Here is a 17,102-nt window from a genome sequence, read left to right as displayed (position 1 = left end):
GTGATGTTCCCGTGCCAGGCGTTTCATGGGCTGGGACAGCAAGTGGTGATGGCGCGCAGCAACGGGGTCGTGCAGGTGCCTCGGCGTGTCAGCCAACCAGCGGCGCCGAAGGTGGCTTTGGCCGCCCAGCCTGCTGCTGCGCCGCAACACGGCGTGGCGGCACCGGTACCGGCCGCGGCCGCGGATCAATTTACCCAGGTGCGCCAGGAAGTCATGGCCAGTGTGGCCAAGGCATTGAAGGTCGCCCTGGAGGTGATCGATCCACAGGAGTCATTCTCCGATTACGGGCTTGACTCGATCACCGGCGTCAACCTGGTACGGGTATTGAATGAGCGCCTGGGTATCGACCTGGGCACTACGGCACTCTTCGACTTTTCTACCGCCACGCGTCTGGCCCGGCATATTGTCGAGCAACATGGCGCGCACTTACCGCAGCCCGCGGTGACACGTGCGGCAGCCGCACCGGTCGCGCCCTTGGCCGTTGCAGTGCCGACGGCGTCCTCGCCTGCCGCCGCCCCGGCGCCAAGGGTTCAGTCGCCCGAGTCCTTCGTGCGAGAACCCATTGCAATCATTGGTATGAGCGGCCGCTTTCCCGGCGCCGAATCCCTCGATCAATTATGGGAACATCTGGCCCAAGGCCGCGACCTGACCACCCCGGTCGAGCGCTGGGACCTACGCAGCTCCCAAGCCGATGTGTCAGGAAAGGGCCTGTGCCAGCGCGGTGGCCTGTTATCCCGGATCGATGAGTTCGACGCGTCGTTCTTTAACATCTCTGGCCTTGAAGCCACTTGCATGGATCCGCAGCAGCGGCTGTTCCTCGAGCAGGCCTGGACGGCACTGGAAGATGCCGGCTACGTAGGGCAGGCGACTGAGGGGCAACCGGTGGGGGTTTATGTAGGCGCCAGTGCCAGCGACTATCGCAGCCTGTTCGCTGAAGCTGCGCCCGCGCAAGCCTTCTGGGGCAACGCCAGCTCGATCATTCCTGCACGTATCGCCTACCATCTGGATTTACAGGGCCCGGCCATTGCCGTGGATACCGCCTGTTCCAGTTCGCTCGTCGCGATCCACCTGGCATGCCAGGCGCTCTGGACCGAGGAGATCGGCATGGCCCTGGCCGGCGGTGTGTTCGTGCAGTCAACCGACGGGTTTTATCAGGCGGCGCAAACCGCCGGCATGCTCTCGCCCAGCGGGCATTGTCACGCGTTCGATGCGCGTGCCGACGGTTTCGTCCCCGCCGAAGGCGTCGGTGTGCTGATCCTCAAGCGCCTTCGCCAGGCGCAGGCGGATGGCGATTATATTCATGGCGTGATCAGCGGTATTGGCAGTAACCAGGATGGCGCCAGCAATGGCATCACTGCGCCGAGCGCGCAATCCCAGGAGCGGCTGATTCGCCAGGTGCACCGTGACTTCGCGATTGAGCCGGGTACGATTTCGATGGTGGAGGCCCATGGGACGGGTACACCGCTTGGCGACCCGATCGAATTCGAAGGCTTGACGCGAGCGTTCGCCCGACCTGGGCAGCAGGCAGGCTACTGTGCCCTGGGGTCGATCAAATCCAACCTTGGGCATTGTGTGACTGCGGCCGGAGTCGCCGGTGTGCTGAAGGTGGCGCTGGCGCTGCGCCACGGCCAGTTGCCTCCGGCAGCGGGTTTCACCCAGGCCAATGCGGCCATCGCCGTTCAGGGCAGCCCCTTTTATGTGCCGGATCAACTGCGTCCCTGGGCCACACTCGACGGTGTGCCACGGCGTGCCTCGGTCAGCTCCTTCGGGTTCAGCGGTACCAACGCTCACCTGGTGATGGAGCAGGCGCCGCTTCCACAACAGCGCGGCGCGTCCGGGGCCGGGCCCTGGCTGGTAGTGCTGTCGGCGCGCTCCGCGCAGCAATTGCGCGAGCAGGCGAGCAATCTGGCTGCCCACTGTGTGGCCGTGCAACGGTTGGACATGGCAGCGATGGCCTATACGCTGATGGCGGGGCGCAAGCACCACGAATGGCGCCTGGCCATGGTCACCCATGACGCCGGGCAATTGCAGCAAAGTCTTGAAGGCTGGTTGCAGGGGCGCGACGAGGCGACGGTGCATAGCGGGCATTGGGACGTACGCCGTTTCGTTGAACAACAGGAGGTGCTGCAGGCGGCCCGCGAGTGCCTGATTCGTCTGATGGGCAATCGCGATCAATCGACACGTGGCGAGGCATTGACCTCCCTGGCGCAAGCGTTTGTACAAGGGTATGAGCTGGATTATTCCAGCCTGTTCATGGCCGATGAGCGGCGTCGCGTGCCGTTGCCAACCTATCCGTTCTTGCGTCAGTCCTATTGGGTATCGGCGCCCGAGGTCGAGGAGCCGACGGCGGTACCGGCAGAGGAGGTGGCGGGCCAGTGGTTGTTCTGCGCGGAGCAATGGCGGGCTCACGACCTGCCGAGCAACTTTGACTGGGCAGCAAGCATCAAGGCCAGGTCTGGCGCGCGCGTGGCGGTGGTCACTCGTGAACAAGCGCGTTTCGATGCCTTCAGCCAACTGCTCTGCACGCTGTGGGCGCAGGCAGGGAGCCCGCCGCCGTCCGTCCAGCGCCTGCTGCCGGATGCACTGCCGGCTCGGGGGGCGTTACCCGAGGTGATCTTCTTCATCGGTGAGAACTCCAGCGACGGGAGGGCGTCGCCACCCGGAGGGTTGGACGCGATCAAGCAAGTGTTGGAGGTCAGCCGGCATCTGATGGCGACCGATTGGGAGCATGCCGTGGAGTGCTTCCACGTGTATCGCGCAAGCGGTTCCGGCAGCGACTGTGACGCCCAGGCAATCAGCGGTTTTGCGGCTTCCGCGAGCCTGGAGAATGCTCGGCACGGCTGGACGTTATTGGAATGTGACGCCGTGGCCGGCCCCGCCAGCGATTTACAGCTGATTGTGCGTGAATGGCTGGCCGCCGACCGTCAGGGCAGTGCGCCAGCCGTGGTCAAGTACCAGGGTACCCAGCGTTTGCGCCGGCTATTGGTTCAGCGTGAGGCGGCTGAGGCGCAAGCCCCGCGCTTTCGCCGCGATGGCCATTACCTGGTAGTGGGCGGGCTGGGGCCGGTGGGCGAGTTGTTGTGCCAGGAACTGGCGGGCACCTTCCAGGCGCGCCTGAGCATCGTCTCGCGCTCGGCGCCGAACGCCGAGCAACAGGCTCGCTGCGATGTGCTGCGCGCATTGGGCGCCACGGTCGATTACAGCAGCGTCGACATCACTGACCTGCCGGCGCTGCAACAGGTGGTCGAGCGTCGCGTGCAGGCGGCCGGGCCTTTGCAGGGTGTGATTCACTTGGCGCGGCTAGTGGATGACGGCTTGATTGTGGCCAAGCAGTGGGAGGCGTTCGAACGCTCGATTGGGGCCAAGGTCAAGGGCACGATAAACCTGGATCTGGCCACTGCCGATCAACCCCTGGCGTTTTTCACCGTGTTTTCGTCCATGGCAGCCTATGGCATCCGTGGTTCAGCCGATTACGGGTATGCCGCCGCGTTCCAGAATGCTTTCGTGCGCTACCGTCAGACGCTTGAGCGCCAGGGCAAGCGTCATGGCGTATCGAGTGCTTGCACCTGGGGTGCCTGGTGCGTGGATCGATACATGCCGGCCAATCGCCCGGCGCATTTGCAGGCCCTTGGGTTAGGGCTGATCGACATGCAGTCGGCGTTCGAGTACCTGCATACCGGCGCCGAACCGGGTGTGGTCGGCGCGATGAAAGTGCTCGATCCGGCCCTGGCCTGTCGCGGTCTGGGCATCGAACCTTTACCCGCGTCGAGTGTGCCGCCGGCTGGCGATGCCATCGGCTTGCACGCCCAACTGCACGCCTGGGAACAGGCGTGCGAGGCCGGAGCGACGCCGGATGCCGCGCAATGGTGCAAAGTGCTCAGCCGCTTTGAACTCGACGCTCTGGATGAGGCGACCATTGACCGTCTCGACCGCTTGTTCTTCCCCAGCGCACCCCGGCCGGCAACGGTCGGCGCGGGTGCACTGCTTGAGCAAGTGCGCGAAGTGATTGAGCGGGTGCTGGTGGTTGATGAGCCTGACCTGGACACCGCGTTTTCCCGGTATGGCATGGACTCGGTGGGCGCCATGCAGGTGTCTTCGGCATTGAGTCGGGCCTTGGGTTGGCTGGTGGAGCCGCGCTGGCTGGTACAGCACGCCACCATTCGTGCCCTGGCCGAATTCCTGCAAAGCCGGAACGAGGCCGCCACCCAATGACCGATCACTCTTCACTCTCAAGGAATGTGACCATGGACCAGAGTCCAGCGCTGCCCGATCTGGGCAGCTCCTTCGTGCTGCCCAATGGCGTGCGCCTGAAAAACCGCCTGGTCAAGGCCGCCATGAGCGAACAGCTCGGAGATCGACGCCATGATCCAGGGTCTGGCATGGAGAACCTCTACCGCCAGTGGGCACAGGGCGGCATAGGTTTGTCGATATCCGGCAACATCATGGTCGATCGCAATGCCATCGGCGAGTTGAGAAACGTCGTGCTGGATGCCCACAGCGACCTGAATGCATTCCGGCGCTGGGCCCTGGCAGGCAGTAGCCATGGCACGCACCTATGGGCCCAACTCAACCATCCGGGCAAGCAGATCATCAAGCTGCTGTGCGACGAGCCGGTGGCGCCATCGGCCATCAGCCTGGGCAGCGGGCTGGAAAAACACTTCAATTGCCCGCGCGCACTGACTGAGGACGGCATCGAAAAGATCATTGCGCAGTTCGCCACCAGTGCGCGACTGGCCAAGGTCGTCGGGTTCACTGGCGTGCAGATCCACGCGGCCCATGGCTATCTGATCAACCAGTTCCTGTCACCGCTGCACAATCAGCGTAGCGACCAGTGGGGCGGGAGCCTGGCCAACCGCATGCGCTTTTTGGTCCGGGTCTACCAGGCGATCCGCAGCGTGGTGGGTGACGCGTTTCCAGTGGGGATCAAACTCAACTCGGCGGACTTCATGCGGGGTGGCTTTACCGAAGAGGAGTCGTTGCAGGTGGTGGTAGCCCTTGGCAATTTGGGGCTCGATCAACTGGAAATATCCGGCGGCACCTACGAAAGCCCGGTGATGGTCGGCAACCAGGCCGCCAGCACCCGCGAGCGCGAAGCCTACTTTCTCAATTACGCGGCCAGGGTGCGCGAGGTCAGTACGCTGCCGTTGGTAGTCACCGGTGGTTTCCGCTCTGGCGCTGCGATGACCGCGGCGCTGCGAGACGCGGCCACCGACTTCATTGGGCTGGCACGTCCACTGGCGCTGGAGCCGGACATGCCGGTCAAGCTGTTGTCCGAAGCCACTTACCGTGTCGACCTGCGGCCCTTGAGTACAGGCTTTGCCGCCCTGGACCGCATCGCGACGCTCGATGTGTCGTGGTACGAACATCAATTGCAACGTATGGCCCGCCACCAGTTGCCTAAGCCCGGCCTGAGCGAGTGGCTCAGCCTGGGCAAGACCCTGCTGGATTTTGCCGCCTGCGCCAGGAAAAAGCGCAGTACGCAGTGCTCAACCTATAAGCGCTGATAGGTGGCAGCCCTTGGGCACTCTTGTACATTGCGCCCGACAGTCCCTCCCATGAACCCTGAAAGGCGGAACATGTACATGGAAGAAATCTATACGTTCGTAGTCAGTACGCTGGCTTCCAGTTGCAAGGTTCAACCCGGCGATATCGAACCGACCACCAACTTGTTCGCCGATCTGGGGATCGATAGCGTGGATTTTCTCGATGCGGTGTTCTGCATCGAGAAGCACTACGACATCCGTATCCCGGTGGGCCAATGGATGAGTGCCGTCAACGAAGGCAACGCGGCAATGACTGATTACTTCGTGATGGAACACTTCGTTGCCCAGATCGCTGCTCGTGCGGCAGCCTCGGCATGAGTGATACCTGGGCCGTCGGTTGGCCCCGGAAGATTCAGGCATGCGTAGGCAGGTAGTCGTTACCGGCGGCGGCCGAGGCATTGGCGCCAGTATTTCCACGGCGTTGGTGCAGGCCGGGTTTGTCGTATTGATTGTCGGGCACCGTGGCATCAGCGCGGGCGTTGCCTTGTGCGAAGAGCTGGACGCCCGATACGGCGCAGGCAGCGCACGCTGGGTTGGCTGCGACCTGGGCGATGCCTTGGCCGTGGAGGGCCTGTGCCGCTCGCTGGAGGCAGAAGACATTTATGGTCTGGTGCATTGCGCGGGCGTCAGCCAGGACAGCCTGGCCGCCGTTGCGGACCTGGATACCGCGCGGCACATGATGCAAGTCAATTTCTGGGCATTTGTGCAGTTGTACCAGGCCCTGGTGCGGCCCATGTCCATGCGCCGCGCAGGCAGAATCCTGTGCATCGGCTCGGTCGCAGCCGACTTCGGTATGAAGGGAAATGCGTTGTACGCCAGCAGCAAGGCAGCGCTGCGGGGTTTTGTACGTTCGAGCATGACCGAAGTCGCCTCACGCGCTATTACGATCAATTGTATCGAGCCGGGTTTTATCGAGACGGCACTGCTGGATCGCTACGCCGAACAGCGTTCGGCCATCGACCGGCGGATCCCAGCGGGTCGCTATGGTTCGCCGGAAGAAGTGGCGGGGCTGGCGGCGTTTTTGTTTTCAGAGGCCGGCAGCTACATCAACGGGCAACATCTCACCGTCGATGGTGGCCTGTCACGCAGCATGGCCGGCTAGCCAACCTGTAATGAGGAGGTTTGATGCGGGCGCTTCAACTGGTTGATAAACAGCGCCTGGCGCTGCGCGAGCTGGTGTTGCCTGCCAGGCCCGCGCCGGGTCACGCACGGGTGCGCATGGCGTTCATGACGCTTAATCACCTGGATCTTTTCGGTTACCGCGGGATGGCCTTCGCACGACGGACATTGCCTGTCACGGTGGGTGCCGAAGGCGCAGGCTTTGTGCAGGACGTGGGGCCAGGTAGTGACCCCGAACTGATCGGGCAGGCCATGGCGATCTACCCCAGTGTATTTTGTGGGTGCTGCCCGGCCTGTCTAGCCGGCCGGGAGAACCTGTGCGCCGACTCGCCCGGCGTAATGGGGTTTCATTGCGACGGGGTTGCCGCCGAGTACGTCGATGTCCCGCTGCGTATGCTGGTGCCGATACCTGCTGGCGTGCCCATGGAAATGGCGGCCTGCGCGCCGGTGACCTTCGCCACGGTGCACCATATGTTGATCGACAACGCACGCCTGATGAGCGGCGAAACCCTGCTGGTGCACGCGGGAGGCAGCGGGATCGGCTCAATCGCCATTCGCCTGGCCCGTCACCTGGGCGTCACGGTATTCGCAACGGTTGGTCGTGCCGACAAGGTTGAGCGTGCCCGGGCATTGGGCGCCGAATATGTGATTGATTACCGTGAGGAACGATTCCTGCGGGTGATTCGCGAGCAGACGGCACGCCGCGGGGTCGACGTGGTGTTCGAGCATGTGGGGGCCGATACCTGGGAGCAGAGTCTCCTGAGCCTGGCGCGTGGCGGCCGCCTGGTGATCTGCGGCTCGACCACAGGCGTGGAGGCGCCCACTAACCTGATGCACCTGTTCAATCAGCAAATTCACATTCATGGCTCTTTCGGTGCGCCCCTGAGTGGGCTGCGCGATGCATTGGCGTTGATCCAGCAGGGCGTGTTGCCCGTGATCGACTGCGTGATGCCGGTGGCCGGTTTCGAAAGTGGCTTGCAGCGCCTGCGCGAGCGGGATGTGTTCGGCAAGATCGTATTGCAATTCTAATCCGCGCCGGCGCCTGCACGCGCCGGCGTTTTTGTCGCTTGTAGGAGGAGGTGAAGATGGAAATCAACGTGGCGCAGCAAACGGTCAGTGAGTCGATCCGTGAGTTGAAGTTGCCGGGATGGGAGACGGCGTCGATCGAGACTGAAACGCACTTGCAGGGTGAACTGGGCATCGATTCCCTGCACAAGCTGATATTGCTCACGCGCTTGCAGGAACGCTCGAATTTCCAGTTTGCACAACTGAACAACGAGGCCTACAAGTTTGACACCGTAGGCGATCTGGTCAATCTCCTGGTAGCGCATGGCTAGGTGCCCTGCGCTACCTTGATTCAGGGTGCTGTCGGGGATAATGATTGAAGGGTATCGGCGACGCTGTGTTCCAGCGGCCGATAGCTCAATTGAAAGGCGCGCCTGGCGCGCTGGTCATCGAATACCCGGCGCACGCCAAGGTTCTGTCGCAGATAGCGACGCGACAGGCGTGGGTTCAGCATCGCGCTGAGGTACATCAACCAGTCGGGTGCTCGTCTTTGGGGTGCCTTGCTGTCGGGAAAGCGCTGCTTGATCATTGTGGCCAGTTCCAGCATCGAAGCCTCATGGCCCGGCACGATAAAGCGCCCCTCAATGACGTCATCCAGCGCCGCGCGCACATGCAGTTCGGCCAGGTCGCGCACATCCACGAAATGAAAGTTCAGGTCCGGGCAGGCCGGTGTCTTGCCCGTGTGCAGGTCATGGAGGATGGCAATGCTGGTGGCAGCATGCCGGGGGTCGAGCACCGGCCCGATGATCACCGATGGGTTGATGCACACCACGCGAGGCTCGCAGGGCCAGGGCTGGAAGGCGTCCGTCACCAGTCGCTCGGCGGCTGTCTTGGAATACCAGTATGGGTCGCTGGCTTCCAGGGAGGCATGGTTCCAGTCGGCCTCGCTGAAGGCGTGCCCGGCTGGCATGTCTGGCGACAGAATGGCCGCCATCGACGAGGTGTACACGAAGGTGCGCACGCTGGCGGCCTGGCGTATGCCGTCGATTACGTTTTGCGTGCCGTTGACATTCATTTCCAGGGTTTGCTGCCAAAGCCGCGAGCCGGGCCGGGCGTTGTTAGTGACGCTGGCGGCGCAGTGAATAACGGTGTCGCACTCACTGAACAGGGCATTGCACGCGCCTGGCTGCGCCAGGTCGACTACGTGTAGGCGCAGTTGCGCGTGGCGGGCTGCCAGGCCTTGCAAATGCGCAGTGGGGCGGCGCAACAGGGCGTCGACGGTGCAGCCGTGGTGCAGCAGCTTTTCCACAATATGGCTGCCCAGAAAGCCTGAGGCGCCGGTGATACAGATGTGTCGGGGCATCGGTAGCGATCCTTGGGTGTTCACACGGTTGCTGGGTATAGCCCAGACCGCGATCACTGACTACTACAAGGTCTTATAGGTTTCCCGCCGATTTCGATCCGCTAAGTTAGTCGCTGCACCCCCTGAGCAACCACCGGTTGAGCCGGCTAAAGGATAGATAAATGACCCAGGCCGAAGTCTTCGATTTGATCGTCAAGCATGCCCGCGAAACCCTCCCTGAGCTTCAACAACCCATCGCCCGGAACGACCGCCTGGTGGACCTGGGCGCCAATTCGATGGACCGCGCCGACATCGTCGCCATGACTTTGAGCGCCCTTGGGTTGCGCATGCCAATGGTGCAGACGCAGGCCGCTCGCAATATCGGCGAATTGGCCGAGTTGCTTCATGGCAAGCTCTGACACGCAAGGGCTGTTGATCAGCGGGCTGGGCGTGGCTTCGTCCATCGGCACCGGTCAGCATGACTTTATCCAGGCCTTGCTGGCTGGCAATCATGCTTTTTCGATGATGCGCCGCCCGGGTCGTCAGTTGGAAAGCACATTCATCGGTGCTGAAATCGATGTGGACGAGCAAGCCGGCGCCAACCTGGAATCCGGTTCGCGGGGTATGTCGTTCTCTGCGCGCATTGCCCTGGCGACCTTGGCAGAAGCGTGGGCGGATGCGCAGCTGGATCAGTGTGACCCGACGCGTATCGGCCTGGTGGTCGGTGGCTCTAACTTCCAGCAGCGCGCCATCGAGCAGGCCCATGCGCCTTGCGCGCTGACCCCGTACTTCATCAAGCCCAGCTACGCGACGCAGTTTCTCGATACCGACCTGTGTGGAGTTTGCACCGAGCGCTTCCCCATTCGGGGGTTCGCTTACACTCTGGGGGCTGCGTCGGCCAGTGGGCAGATGGCGATTATCAATGCGGCCCAGGCTGTGCGAGCCGGGGATGTGGACGTGTGCATTGCCTTGGCGCCGGTGATGGATCTGTCGTATTGGGAGTGCCATGGCTTTCGCTCCCTGGGGGCGATGGGCTCGGACCGTTTTGCCGAGAGTCCGGCCCTGGCGTGCCGCCCTTTTGACCGTGATCGCGATGGGTTCATCTACGGTGAATCCAGTGCAGTCGTGGTGATTGAAAGCGAGGCCAGCGTGCGCCGCCGTGGCGTTTCGCCGTATGCGCGGATTGCCGGCTGGTCAGTGGCGATGGACGGCAATCGCAACCCCAACCCTTCGTTTGACGGGGAGTCCTGTGTGATCCGCCAGGCCCTGGACAAGTCGGGCTGGCGGGCGCGCCAGGTGGACTATATCAACCCGCACGGCAGTGGCTCGGTACTGGGTGATGAAACCGAACTGCGTGCCTTGGCTCATTGCGGCTTGCGCGAGGCGTCGATCAACGCGACCAAGTCCCTCATCGGTCATGGCCTGGCTTCTGCCGGGCTGGTGGAGACCATAGCCACGGTACTGCAAATGAAGGCCGGGCAACTGCACCCCAACCGCAACCTGGATCACCCCCTGGATACCGGGTTCGCATGGGTCTGCGACCGCGCTGAACAGCACGCCCTGCGCTGTGCACTCAACCTCAGCTATGGCTTCGGCGGCATCAATACAGCGTTGTGTCTGGAAAACTCAGGAAGGCTGCAATGACGAGGCAAGTGGGTATCGAGGCAATGAACGTATTTGGCGGCGCGGCGAGCCTGGATGTGACCATGCTTGCGCGACACCGCAAGCTGGACTCCCAGCGTTTCGGCAACCTGCTGATGCACGAAAAGAGCGTGGCGTTGCACAGCGAGGACCCGGTGACGTTTGCCGTGAATGCCGCCAAGCCACTGATCGATGCCTTGAGCCCGCAAGAGCGCGATCAGATTGAGTTGTTGATTACCTGTACCGAGTCGGGAATCGATTTCGGCAAGTCCGTCAGTACTTATGTGCATGACTACTTGGGGTTGAAAAAAAACTGCCGGGTTTTCGAACTCAAGCAGGCCTGCTACTCGGGCACTGCCGGTTTTCATAGCGCGGTGCAGTTCGTGTTGTCCCAGACCTCGCCCAATGCCAAGGCACTGGTGGTCGCAGTGGACCTGTGTCGCTTCCTGATGATTGGTGAAGGCGGCGCCGCAGCGCAGGACTGGGCTTTTTCGGAACCCAGTGGCGGTGCGGGCGCAGTGGCCATGTTGATCAGTGACAAGCCGCATGTATTCAGCCTCGACATCGGCGCCAGTGGTTATTACAGCTTCGAGGTGATGGACACCTGTCGGCCGGAGCCCGACAGCGAAGCCGGGGACGCCGATCTATCGTTGATGTCGTACCTGGATTGCTGTGAGCAAACCTTCAATGAATATCGCCTTCGGGTCGACGACGTGGACTATGCGCGCACGTTCGACTACCTGGCGTTTCACACGCCTTTTGGTGGCATGGTCAAAGGCGCGCACCGCTTGATGATGCGCAAGTTCGCGCCAGCCGACCCGCCAGCCATCGAAGCTGATTTCGCCCAGCGTGTGGCGCCCGGGCTGGCGTACTGCCAACGCGTGGGCAATATCATGGGGGCCACGATGTTTCTGTCCCTGGCCGGCATCATCAGCACCGCGCGGTTCGATGAGCCTCGGCGTATTGGATGCTTTTCCTATGGCTCGGGTTGCTGCTCGGAGTTTTTCAGCGGTACGGTCACGCCCCAGAGTCGTGATCATCTGTCTGCCCAGGCCATCGCACAACAACTCGATAGTCGCTATAGCCTGAGCCTGGCTGAGTACGAGTCAATCCTGCTGGGCAATGACGCCGTGCGGTTTGGTACCCGCGACCACACCGTCGCCTGTCCAGTCACCGACAGCGTAATCGCGGCGGGAGGGTTGTCGGGCAAGTTACTGTTAAGCGCGATCAACGGTTACCACCGCGAATACAGTTTCCAGCCATGAACTTCCAGGCCACCGAGTTTCGCACTGAAGGCAGCCTGGCATTCCTGCGTTTTGCGCGTCCTGAGTCGAACAATACGATCAACCGCCAAATGGTCGACGAATGCCTATGGGTATTGGAACACTGCCAGGCGCATTCGACCGTGCTGGTGCTTGAAGGCGGGCCCGAGGTTTTTTGTTTCGGCGCAGATTTCCAAGGCATGCATGACGACGCCGTGCGCGGCGCCAGCGAACGCCATCAACCAGAGCGGCTCTATGAAATCTGGCAGCGTATGGTTACCGGTTCGTTCATCACGGTGAGTCATGTACGGGGCAAGGCCAACGCCGGGGGCATGGGCTTCGTGGCTGCGAGTGACATCGTTCTCAGCCATACCGATGCCCAGTTCAGCCTCTCGGAACTCATCTTTGACGTAATGCCGGCGTGTGTGTTGCCGTTTCTGATTCGTCGCGTGGGCTTCCAGCGCGCGCATTACCTGACGCTGTCGACCCAGCCGGTCAGTGCGGCACAGGCCAGCCAGTGGGGGCTGGCGGACGACGTGGCAAGCGATAGCGATGCGTTGTTGCGCCGCCACCTGTTGCGCTTGCGGCGCCTGTCCAAGCATGGCGTCGAGCAATACAAGGGCTATATGAACAGGCTGTCCACGTTACCGTTCGACGCCCGACAGATGGCCATCGAGCAAAATCACCAGGTATTCAGCAACCCGCGCACCCGCGAAAACATCCACCGCTATGTCAGCCACGGCCTGTTCCCATGGGAGCCTGATTGATGTGCCTGACGGGCGCGCCCATGGCTGGCGAATCGTTGCAAAGAGGAGTGCCGATGGACAGTGTCATCGATTTTCAGGCGCGTGACGACGGGGTAGTGGTGCTCACGCTCCAGGACCGTGAGCATAAGAATACCTTCACGCCGGCGTTGATCGACGGATTGATACAGGCCTATGCGCGAATCAACGCCAGCGACGCCTACAAGGCAGTGGTGATCACGGGCTACGACAGTTTTTTTTGCAGTGGCGGCACCCGCGAAGGGCTGCTTGCCTTGAACCAGACGCGTGGCGATTTTACCGATGCCAATGTCTACAGCCTTGCATTTGAATGCAAGATCCCGGTGATCGCCGCGATGCAGGGGCATGCTATCGGCGGCGGCCTGGTAATGGGCTTGTTCTGCGACATCGTGGTGTTGTCCCGCGAGAGCCTGTATACCGCCAACTTCATGAAGTACGGCTTTACCCCCGGCATGGGCGCGACCTATATTCTGCCCTCCCGGCTCGGTAGCCTCGGCCAGGAAATGCTCCTGGCGGCGCAGAGCTACAGTGGTGCGCTACTTGAAGCACGCGGCGCGCCGTTTGCAGTGTTACCGCGTGCCCAGGTGCTGGCCCACGCCCTGGAGTTGGCGATGGAGTTGGCCGACAAGCCCCGGTTGTCGCTGGTCACGCTCAAGCACCATCTAAATCGCAAGCTGCGCGAAGACCTCCCCGCGGTCATTGAGCGTGAGCTGGCGATGCACGCGTTGACAATGCATCAGCCGGAAGTCGGCGAGCGAATCTCAACCTTGTTTGGCCGGTGAGAGAGACCCTTATGACCCTGAAGACCATCCTCGACGAACTGCGCGAGGGCCGGCTGAGCATCGAGCAGGCCAAGGCACGCCTGCGTATGCTGCCGGCACCCCAGCCGACGGCGCAAACCCCTGATCCCGTGGCGGTGGAAGCTGGCGATATTGCCATCATCAGCATGGCGGGACGCTTTCCTGGTGCGGCGTCGGTGGAGCAGTTCTGGGACAATTTGCGTGCTGGCGTAGACAGCATTACGCAAGTGCCGGCGACCCGCTGGGATACCGACACGTATTTCAGTGCACAAAAGGGTGAGCCGGGCAGGGCGTATTGCCGATGGGGCGGGTTCATCGAGGATGTGGACCGTTTCGATTCACTGTTTTTCGGCATTTCTCCGCGCGAAGCCCAGTTGATGGACCCTCAGGAGCGCCTGCTTTTGCAGGAGGTCTGGACCTTGTTCGAACGCATCGGCTACACCCGCGATTACCTGGCTGAGTCCTGCGACGGCGAGGTCGGGGTGTTTACCGGTTCGATGTATCAGCAGTACCACGCGTTCGACGCCGATGTGCCGCGCAAGGCCACGGTAGCCTTGTCATCGACCGCAAGCATGGCCAACCGGATTTCGCATTTTTTCAACCTCAAGGGTCCCAGCCTGGCGCTCGACACCATGTGTTCCTCGGCGGCAACGGCGCTGCATCTGGCCTGCGAAAGCCTGCGCAGCGGCAGTTGCCGGTTGGCGGTGGTGGGGGCGACGAATCTGTCTATCCACCCGTTCAAATATATTGCGTTGTGCCAGGGGCAACTGCTCGCCAGTCATCCGGGGGTTCGAGCCTACGGGCAGGCAGACGGGTTCCTGCCCGGTGAAACCGTGGCTGCGGTGCTGCTCAAGCCGCTCAAACAGGCGATTGAAGAAGGTGACACGGTCACTGCGGTGATCAAGTCCACCGCTATCAGCCACAAAGGCTATACACCCGGCTACAGCGTGCCGAGTGCTGCTGCGTTCGAGACCCTGCTGTCGCGGCATTTCCAGCGCTCGGGCATCGACCCCCGGAGTGTCGATTACGTCGAGACCTCGGCCTCAGGTGCAACCCTGGGCGATGTCGCTGAGTTCCAGGCGTTGCGAAGCGTCTATGGGCCGCGCAATACGCACTTGCCACACTGCCGTCTGGGTTCGGTGAAGTCGAACATTGGCCATGCAGAAGCCGCGATTGGCCTGGCGCAGGTGATCAAGGTGGCGTTGCAACTGCGTGACCGGGTGCTGGTGCCGTCGATTCTGACCGAACCGCTTAATCCACAAACCCGCGCTGATGAGGCGCCGCTGCGGGCCCAGCGCAGCCTGGAGCATTGGCACCATCCCAGCGATGCACCTGGCGGCATGCCCTGGCCGACACCGCGCCGTGCCGCTGTGCATACATTCGCCGCTGGCGGTGCGAATGCCCACCTGCTGTTGCAGGCGTACGACGCTGCACCCGCCGCCGTTGAGCCGGTCTCAACGCCAGGCCCGTGGCTATTGGTTTTTTCCGCAGCGACTAACGAGCGCCTGCAGGCTGTGCTTGGCAGTGCTCGGCGAGCATTGGCTGCCACCCCTTCGCTCACCCTGGATGACTTGGCGTTTACCCTCAGTCAGGGTCGTGAAGCCATGAACTGCCGTGTGGCATGGGTGCAGCGCCAACCTGGCACCTTGCTCGACACTCTGGATGCGGCGCTGGCCTGTGTTCACCGGCAACAGGGCAGTGTGGACGGCGTGGTGATTCACTATGGTGACCTTGAGGAGGTCGAGGTGCCGGATACCGCGCCCCTTGAGCGCCAGACGTTGAGCCTGGAAGAGCAGGCCCGGGCCTGGGTTGTTGGACAGATCAGCCTGCAACAGGTGTCTCGCCAGGCCAGCCTGCGTGCTGGCCGCCGCATCGTCGAGCTGCCGACTTATCCGTTTGCCAAGGTTCACTGTTGGCTGCCGACCGTTGACACATCCGCCACGCCTGCGCCTGCGATAGCCATCGCGCTGGAGGCGAACGCCGAGGATGTGCATGAGGTGGTGCGTGCGCAAATCGCCGCACTGACGCAAATCGATCCGCACACGTTGCAATTGGGCAAGCCGTTGCTTGATTACGGTTTGAATTCAGTGACCATGCTGGTGCTGGCGGCTTGCCTTTGCCAGGCATTGGAGGGGCTGGATGAGAGTCGTGACGGCCCGCAGTTAGTGCTGTGTAGGACAGCCGGCGCGCTGATCGAACAGCTTGAGCAAATGCTCGCTCCCACGCCGCCTCCGGTCAGCGAGCCGATGCCGTCGACCGCTACGCCGATCGTGCCGAGTGTGCCTGCGGCGAGTAACTACGTTGCGCCGGAACAATTGCAGGTGTACCACCGCAACGGCTACGCCTTCGATTTTGCCCACCAACCCGCCGCGCTGCCGGAGCGGGCATGGGCCGGCAAACGCGGTGTGGTGCTGGGGGCCGGGCCGGCTGGCCTGGTGGCAGCCCTGACCCTGGCGGCCAATGGTTTCGAGCAGGTGTATGTGGTCGAAAAGCGTACCGCGATCAACCGTATGCAAATGGTCACGCTTTACCCTCACACCTTGCCCTACCTGAAAAGCATCGGGGTGCTGGATGCCGTGGCACGGCGCGCCGCACGGATCGTGCGACACGATTTCTACCTCAATAGCGCCGGGCAGCGCACCCGGTATTTCTCCCGCGAGTTGCCGGCCGGCATTCTCGACAGTATCGATGCAAGCATGGCGTATGGAGACGAGACAGTCGCCGAGCTGTTCGTGGGTGAGTCGGTGATGGCCATTTCCCTGGCCGACTTGCAGGCGGTGTTGATGGAACAGGCTTGCGCGCGGGGCGTGCGGTTTATCGCCGACCATCAGGCGACGGTGGTCGCCGACGACAGCAGGCCCGCTACCTGGCAAGTGTTGCTGAGTGCAACGGCAGGTGCGCCGTCATTCCCCCTCGATGCCGATCTGGTTGTGGTCGCTGACGGTGCGCGCAGTGCCGTGGCCCAGGCCGCGGGCATCGAGTGCACGCTGCTGCAGACCCCTCAGGGCAGTGAGAGCTGGTATGTGTTTCACTGCGCCAGTGAGGTTGCGACGTCACGCTTGAGCTATGAGTTCGCCTTCGATTCGCGCGGGCGTCTCGATCACTGCGCTTTTGGCCTGGCCTACCCTGTGCGCAAAGAGTTTGGCGTGGCGTTCTACAGCAGCACACCGACGCCACCGGCGCTCGAGCTGCTTTTGGACAAGGCTGACTTCTTCGCCAAAAGCTGGGGCGTCGAGCACCAGGGGATCAACTGGTTGACGCAACGTATTGCGGTGCATCACAGCAGGGCCGAACGGGTAGTTGATGGCAACCTGTTGTTGGTAGGAGATGCAGCCGGCACCGGCTCGCCCAACGCCGGCCTGGGTTCGGGCCTGGCGATTTCGGCCTATGGCTGGGCCCTGAACGAGTATTGCCGGCGGGCTGCGACGGATCGGGAGGCCGCGGCGGATTTCTATCAGGCCGCCGCCAGCCGCTATCCGTTGGCATGGCAAAGCCGTTCGCTGCACATCTGGGACGAGATCAACAATCTGGCAGCAGGCGTGGCGGGGCAGCGACAAACCGGTACATGAGGCACCTTGGGGCAAGCAGGCACAGTGAAGAGAGGGACA

At 62.3% G+C, this 17,102-nt stretch carries 13 protein-coding genes; 12 read left to right on the top strand and 1 reads right to left on the bottom strand.

Annotated elements, in window-relative coordinates:
- The 6 genes from TK42_RS26020 to TK42_RS25995 form a co-directional block, all read left to right on the top strand.
- Positions 1-4,212 (top strand): beta-ketoacyl synthase N-terminal-like domain-containing protein (locus TK42_RS26020; RefSeq protein WP_146097899.1); only part of this gene is annotated, 4,212 nt, incomplete at its 5' end.
- 32 nt (positions 4,213-4,244) lie between these two features.
- Positions 4,245-5,504, top strand: a complete 1,260-nt coding sequence (locus TK42_RS26015; protein ID WP_032877027.1) for an NADH:flavin oxidoreductase/NADH oxidase family protein — start codon at positions 4,245-4,247, stop codon at positions 5,502-5,504.
- 78 nt (positions 5,505-5,582) lie between these two features.
- Positions 5,583-5,861: a phosphopantetheine-binding protein gene (locus TK42_RS26010; RefSeq protein ID WP_032881025.1), complete on the top strand. Its 279-nt coding sequence runs from the start codon at positions 5,583-5,585 to the stop codon at positions 5,859-5,861.
- Positions 5,862-5,901: 40 nt separating this feature from the next.
- Positions 5,902-6,645 (top strand): SDR family NAD(P)-dependent oxidoreductase, encoded by a 744-nt coding sequence (locus TK42_RS26005; protein WP_032877026.1) that lies wholly within the window; start codon positions 5,902-5,904, stop codon positions 6,643-6,645.
- Positions 6,646-6,668: 23 nt separating this feature from the next.
- Positions 6,669-7,691 carry a zinc-binding dehydrogenase gene (locus TK42_RS26000; protein ID WP_032877025.1) on the top strand — a complete coding sequence of 341 codons (1,023 nt, stop codon included), beginning with the start codon at positions 6,669-6,671 and terminating at the stop codon, positions 7,689-7,691.
- Positions 7,692-7,747: 56 nt separating this feature from the next.
- Positions 7,748-7,999 (top strand): acyl carrier protein, encoded by a 252-nt coding sequence (locus TK42_RS25995; protein WP_032877023.1) that lies wholly within the window; start codon positions 7,748-7,750, stop codon positions 7,997-7,999.
- A gap of 20 nt (positions 8,000-8,019) precedes the next feature.
- Here the strand turns inward: TK42_RS25995 and TK42_RS25990 are convergent, their stop codons facing one another.
- Positions 8,020-9,030: an NAD-dependent epimerase/dehydratase family protein gene (locus tag TK42_RS25990; protein WP_078820775.1), complete on the bottom strand. Its 1,011-nt coding sequence runs from the start codon at positions 9,028-9,030 to the stop codon at positions 8,020-8,022.
- 161 nt (positions 9,031-9,191) lie between these two features.
- Here TK42_RS25990 and TK42_RS25985 point away from each other — a divergent pair, with 161 nt between their 5' ends.
- Genes TK42_RS25985 through TK42_RS25960 form a run of 6 tightly spaced genes read left to right on the top strand, consistent with a single transcriptional unit; the run spans position 9,192 to position 17,063 of the window.
- Complete coding sequence (locus tag TK42_RS25985; RefSeq protein ID WP_032877021.1) at positions 9,192-9,428, top strand: acyl carrier protein; 237 nt, start codon at positions 9,192-9,194, stop codon at positions 9,426-9,428.
- Positions 9,415-10,653, top strand: coding sequence for a beta-ketoacyl synthase N-terminal-like domain-containing protein (locus TK42_RS25980; RefSeq protein WP_103735468.1), 1,239 nt, complete (start codon positions 9,415-9,417; stop codon positions 10,651-10,653). Before TK42_RS25985 ends, TK42_RS25980 begins: the two co-directional genes overlap by 14 nt.
- Entirely contained in the window at positions 10,650-11,915 is a 1,266-nt protein-coding gene (locus TK42_RS25975) for a hydroxymethylglutaryl-CoA synthase family protein (protein ID WP_032877019.1), read from the top strand. The genes TK42_RS25980 and TK42_RS25975 overlap by 4 nt, the downstream gene beginning before the upstream one ends.
- Complete coding sequence (locus TK42_RS25970) at positions 11,912-12,679, top strand: enoyl-CoA hydratase/isomerase (RefSeq protein ID WP_032877018.1); 768 nt, start codon at positions 11,912-11,914, stop codon at positions 12,677-12,679. The genes TK42_RS25975 and TK42_RS25970 overlap by 4 nt, the downstream gene beginning before the upstream one ends.
- 53 nt (positions 12,680-12,732) lie before the next feature.
- The gene (locus tag TK42_RS25965; RefSeq protein WP_032877017.1) at positions 12,733-13,476 is read left to right on the top strand and encodes a polyketide synthase; all 744 of its coding nucleotides are present in this window, start codon (positions 12,733-12,735) and stop codon (positions 13,474-13,476) included.
- Between the two features lie 11 nt (positions 13,477-13,487).
- Entirely contained in the window at positions 13,488-17,063 is a 3,576-nt protein-coding gene (locus TK42_RS25960) for a beta-ketoacyl synthase N-terminal-like domain-containing protein (protein ID WP_103735467.1), read from the top strand.
- Positions 17,064-17,102 lie beyond the last annotated feature (39 nt).

The sequence above is a fragment of the Pseudomonas sp. GZJR-8 genome, assembly GCF_002916705.1.
GTDB lineage: Bacteria > Pseudomonadota > Gammaproteobacteria > Pseudomonadales > Pseudomonadaceae > Aquipseudomonas > Aquipseudomonas synxantha_A.
Note: the sequence above shows the minus strand (reverse complement) of the source record. Positions and strands in the feature narration are given on the sequence as shown.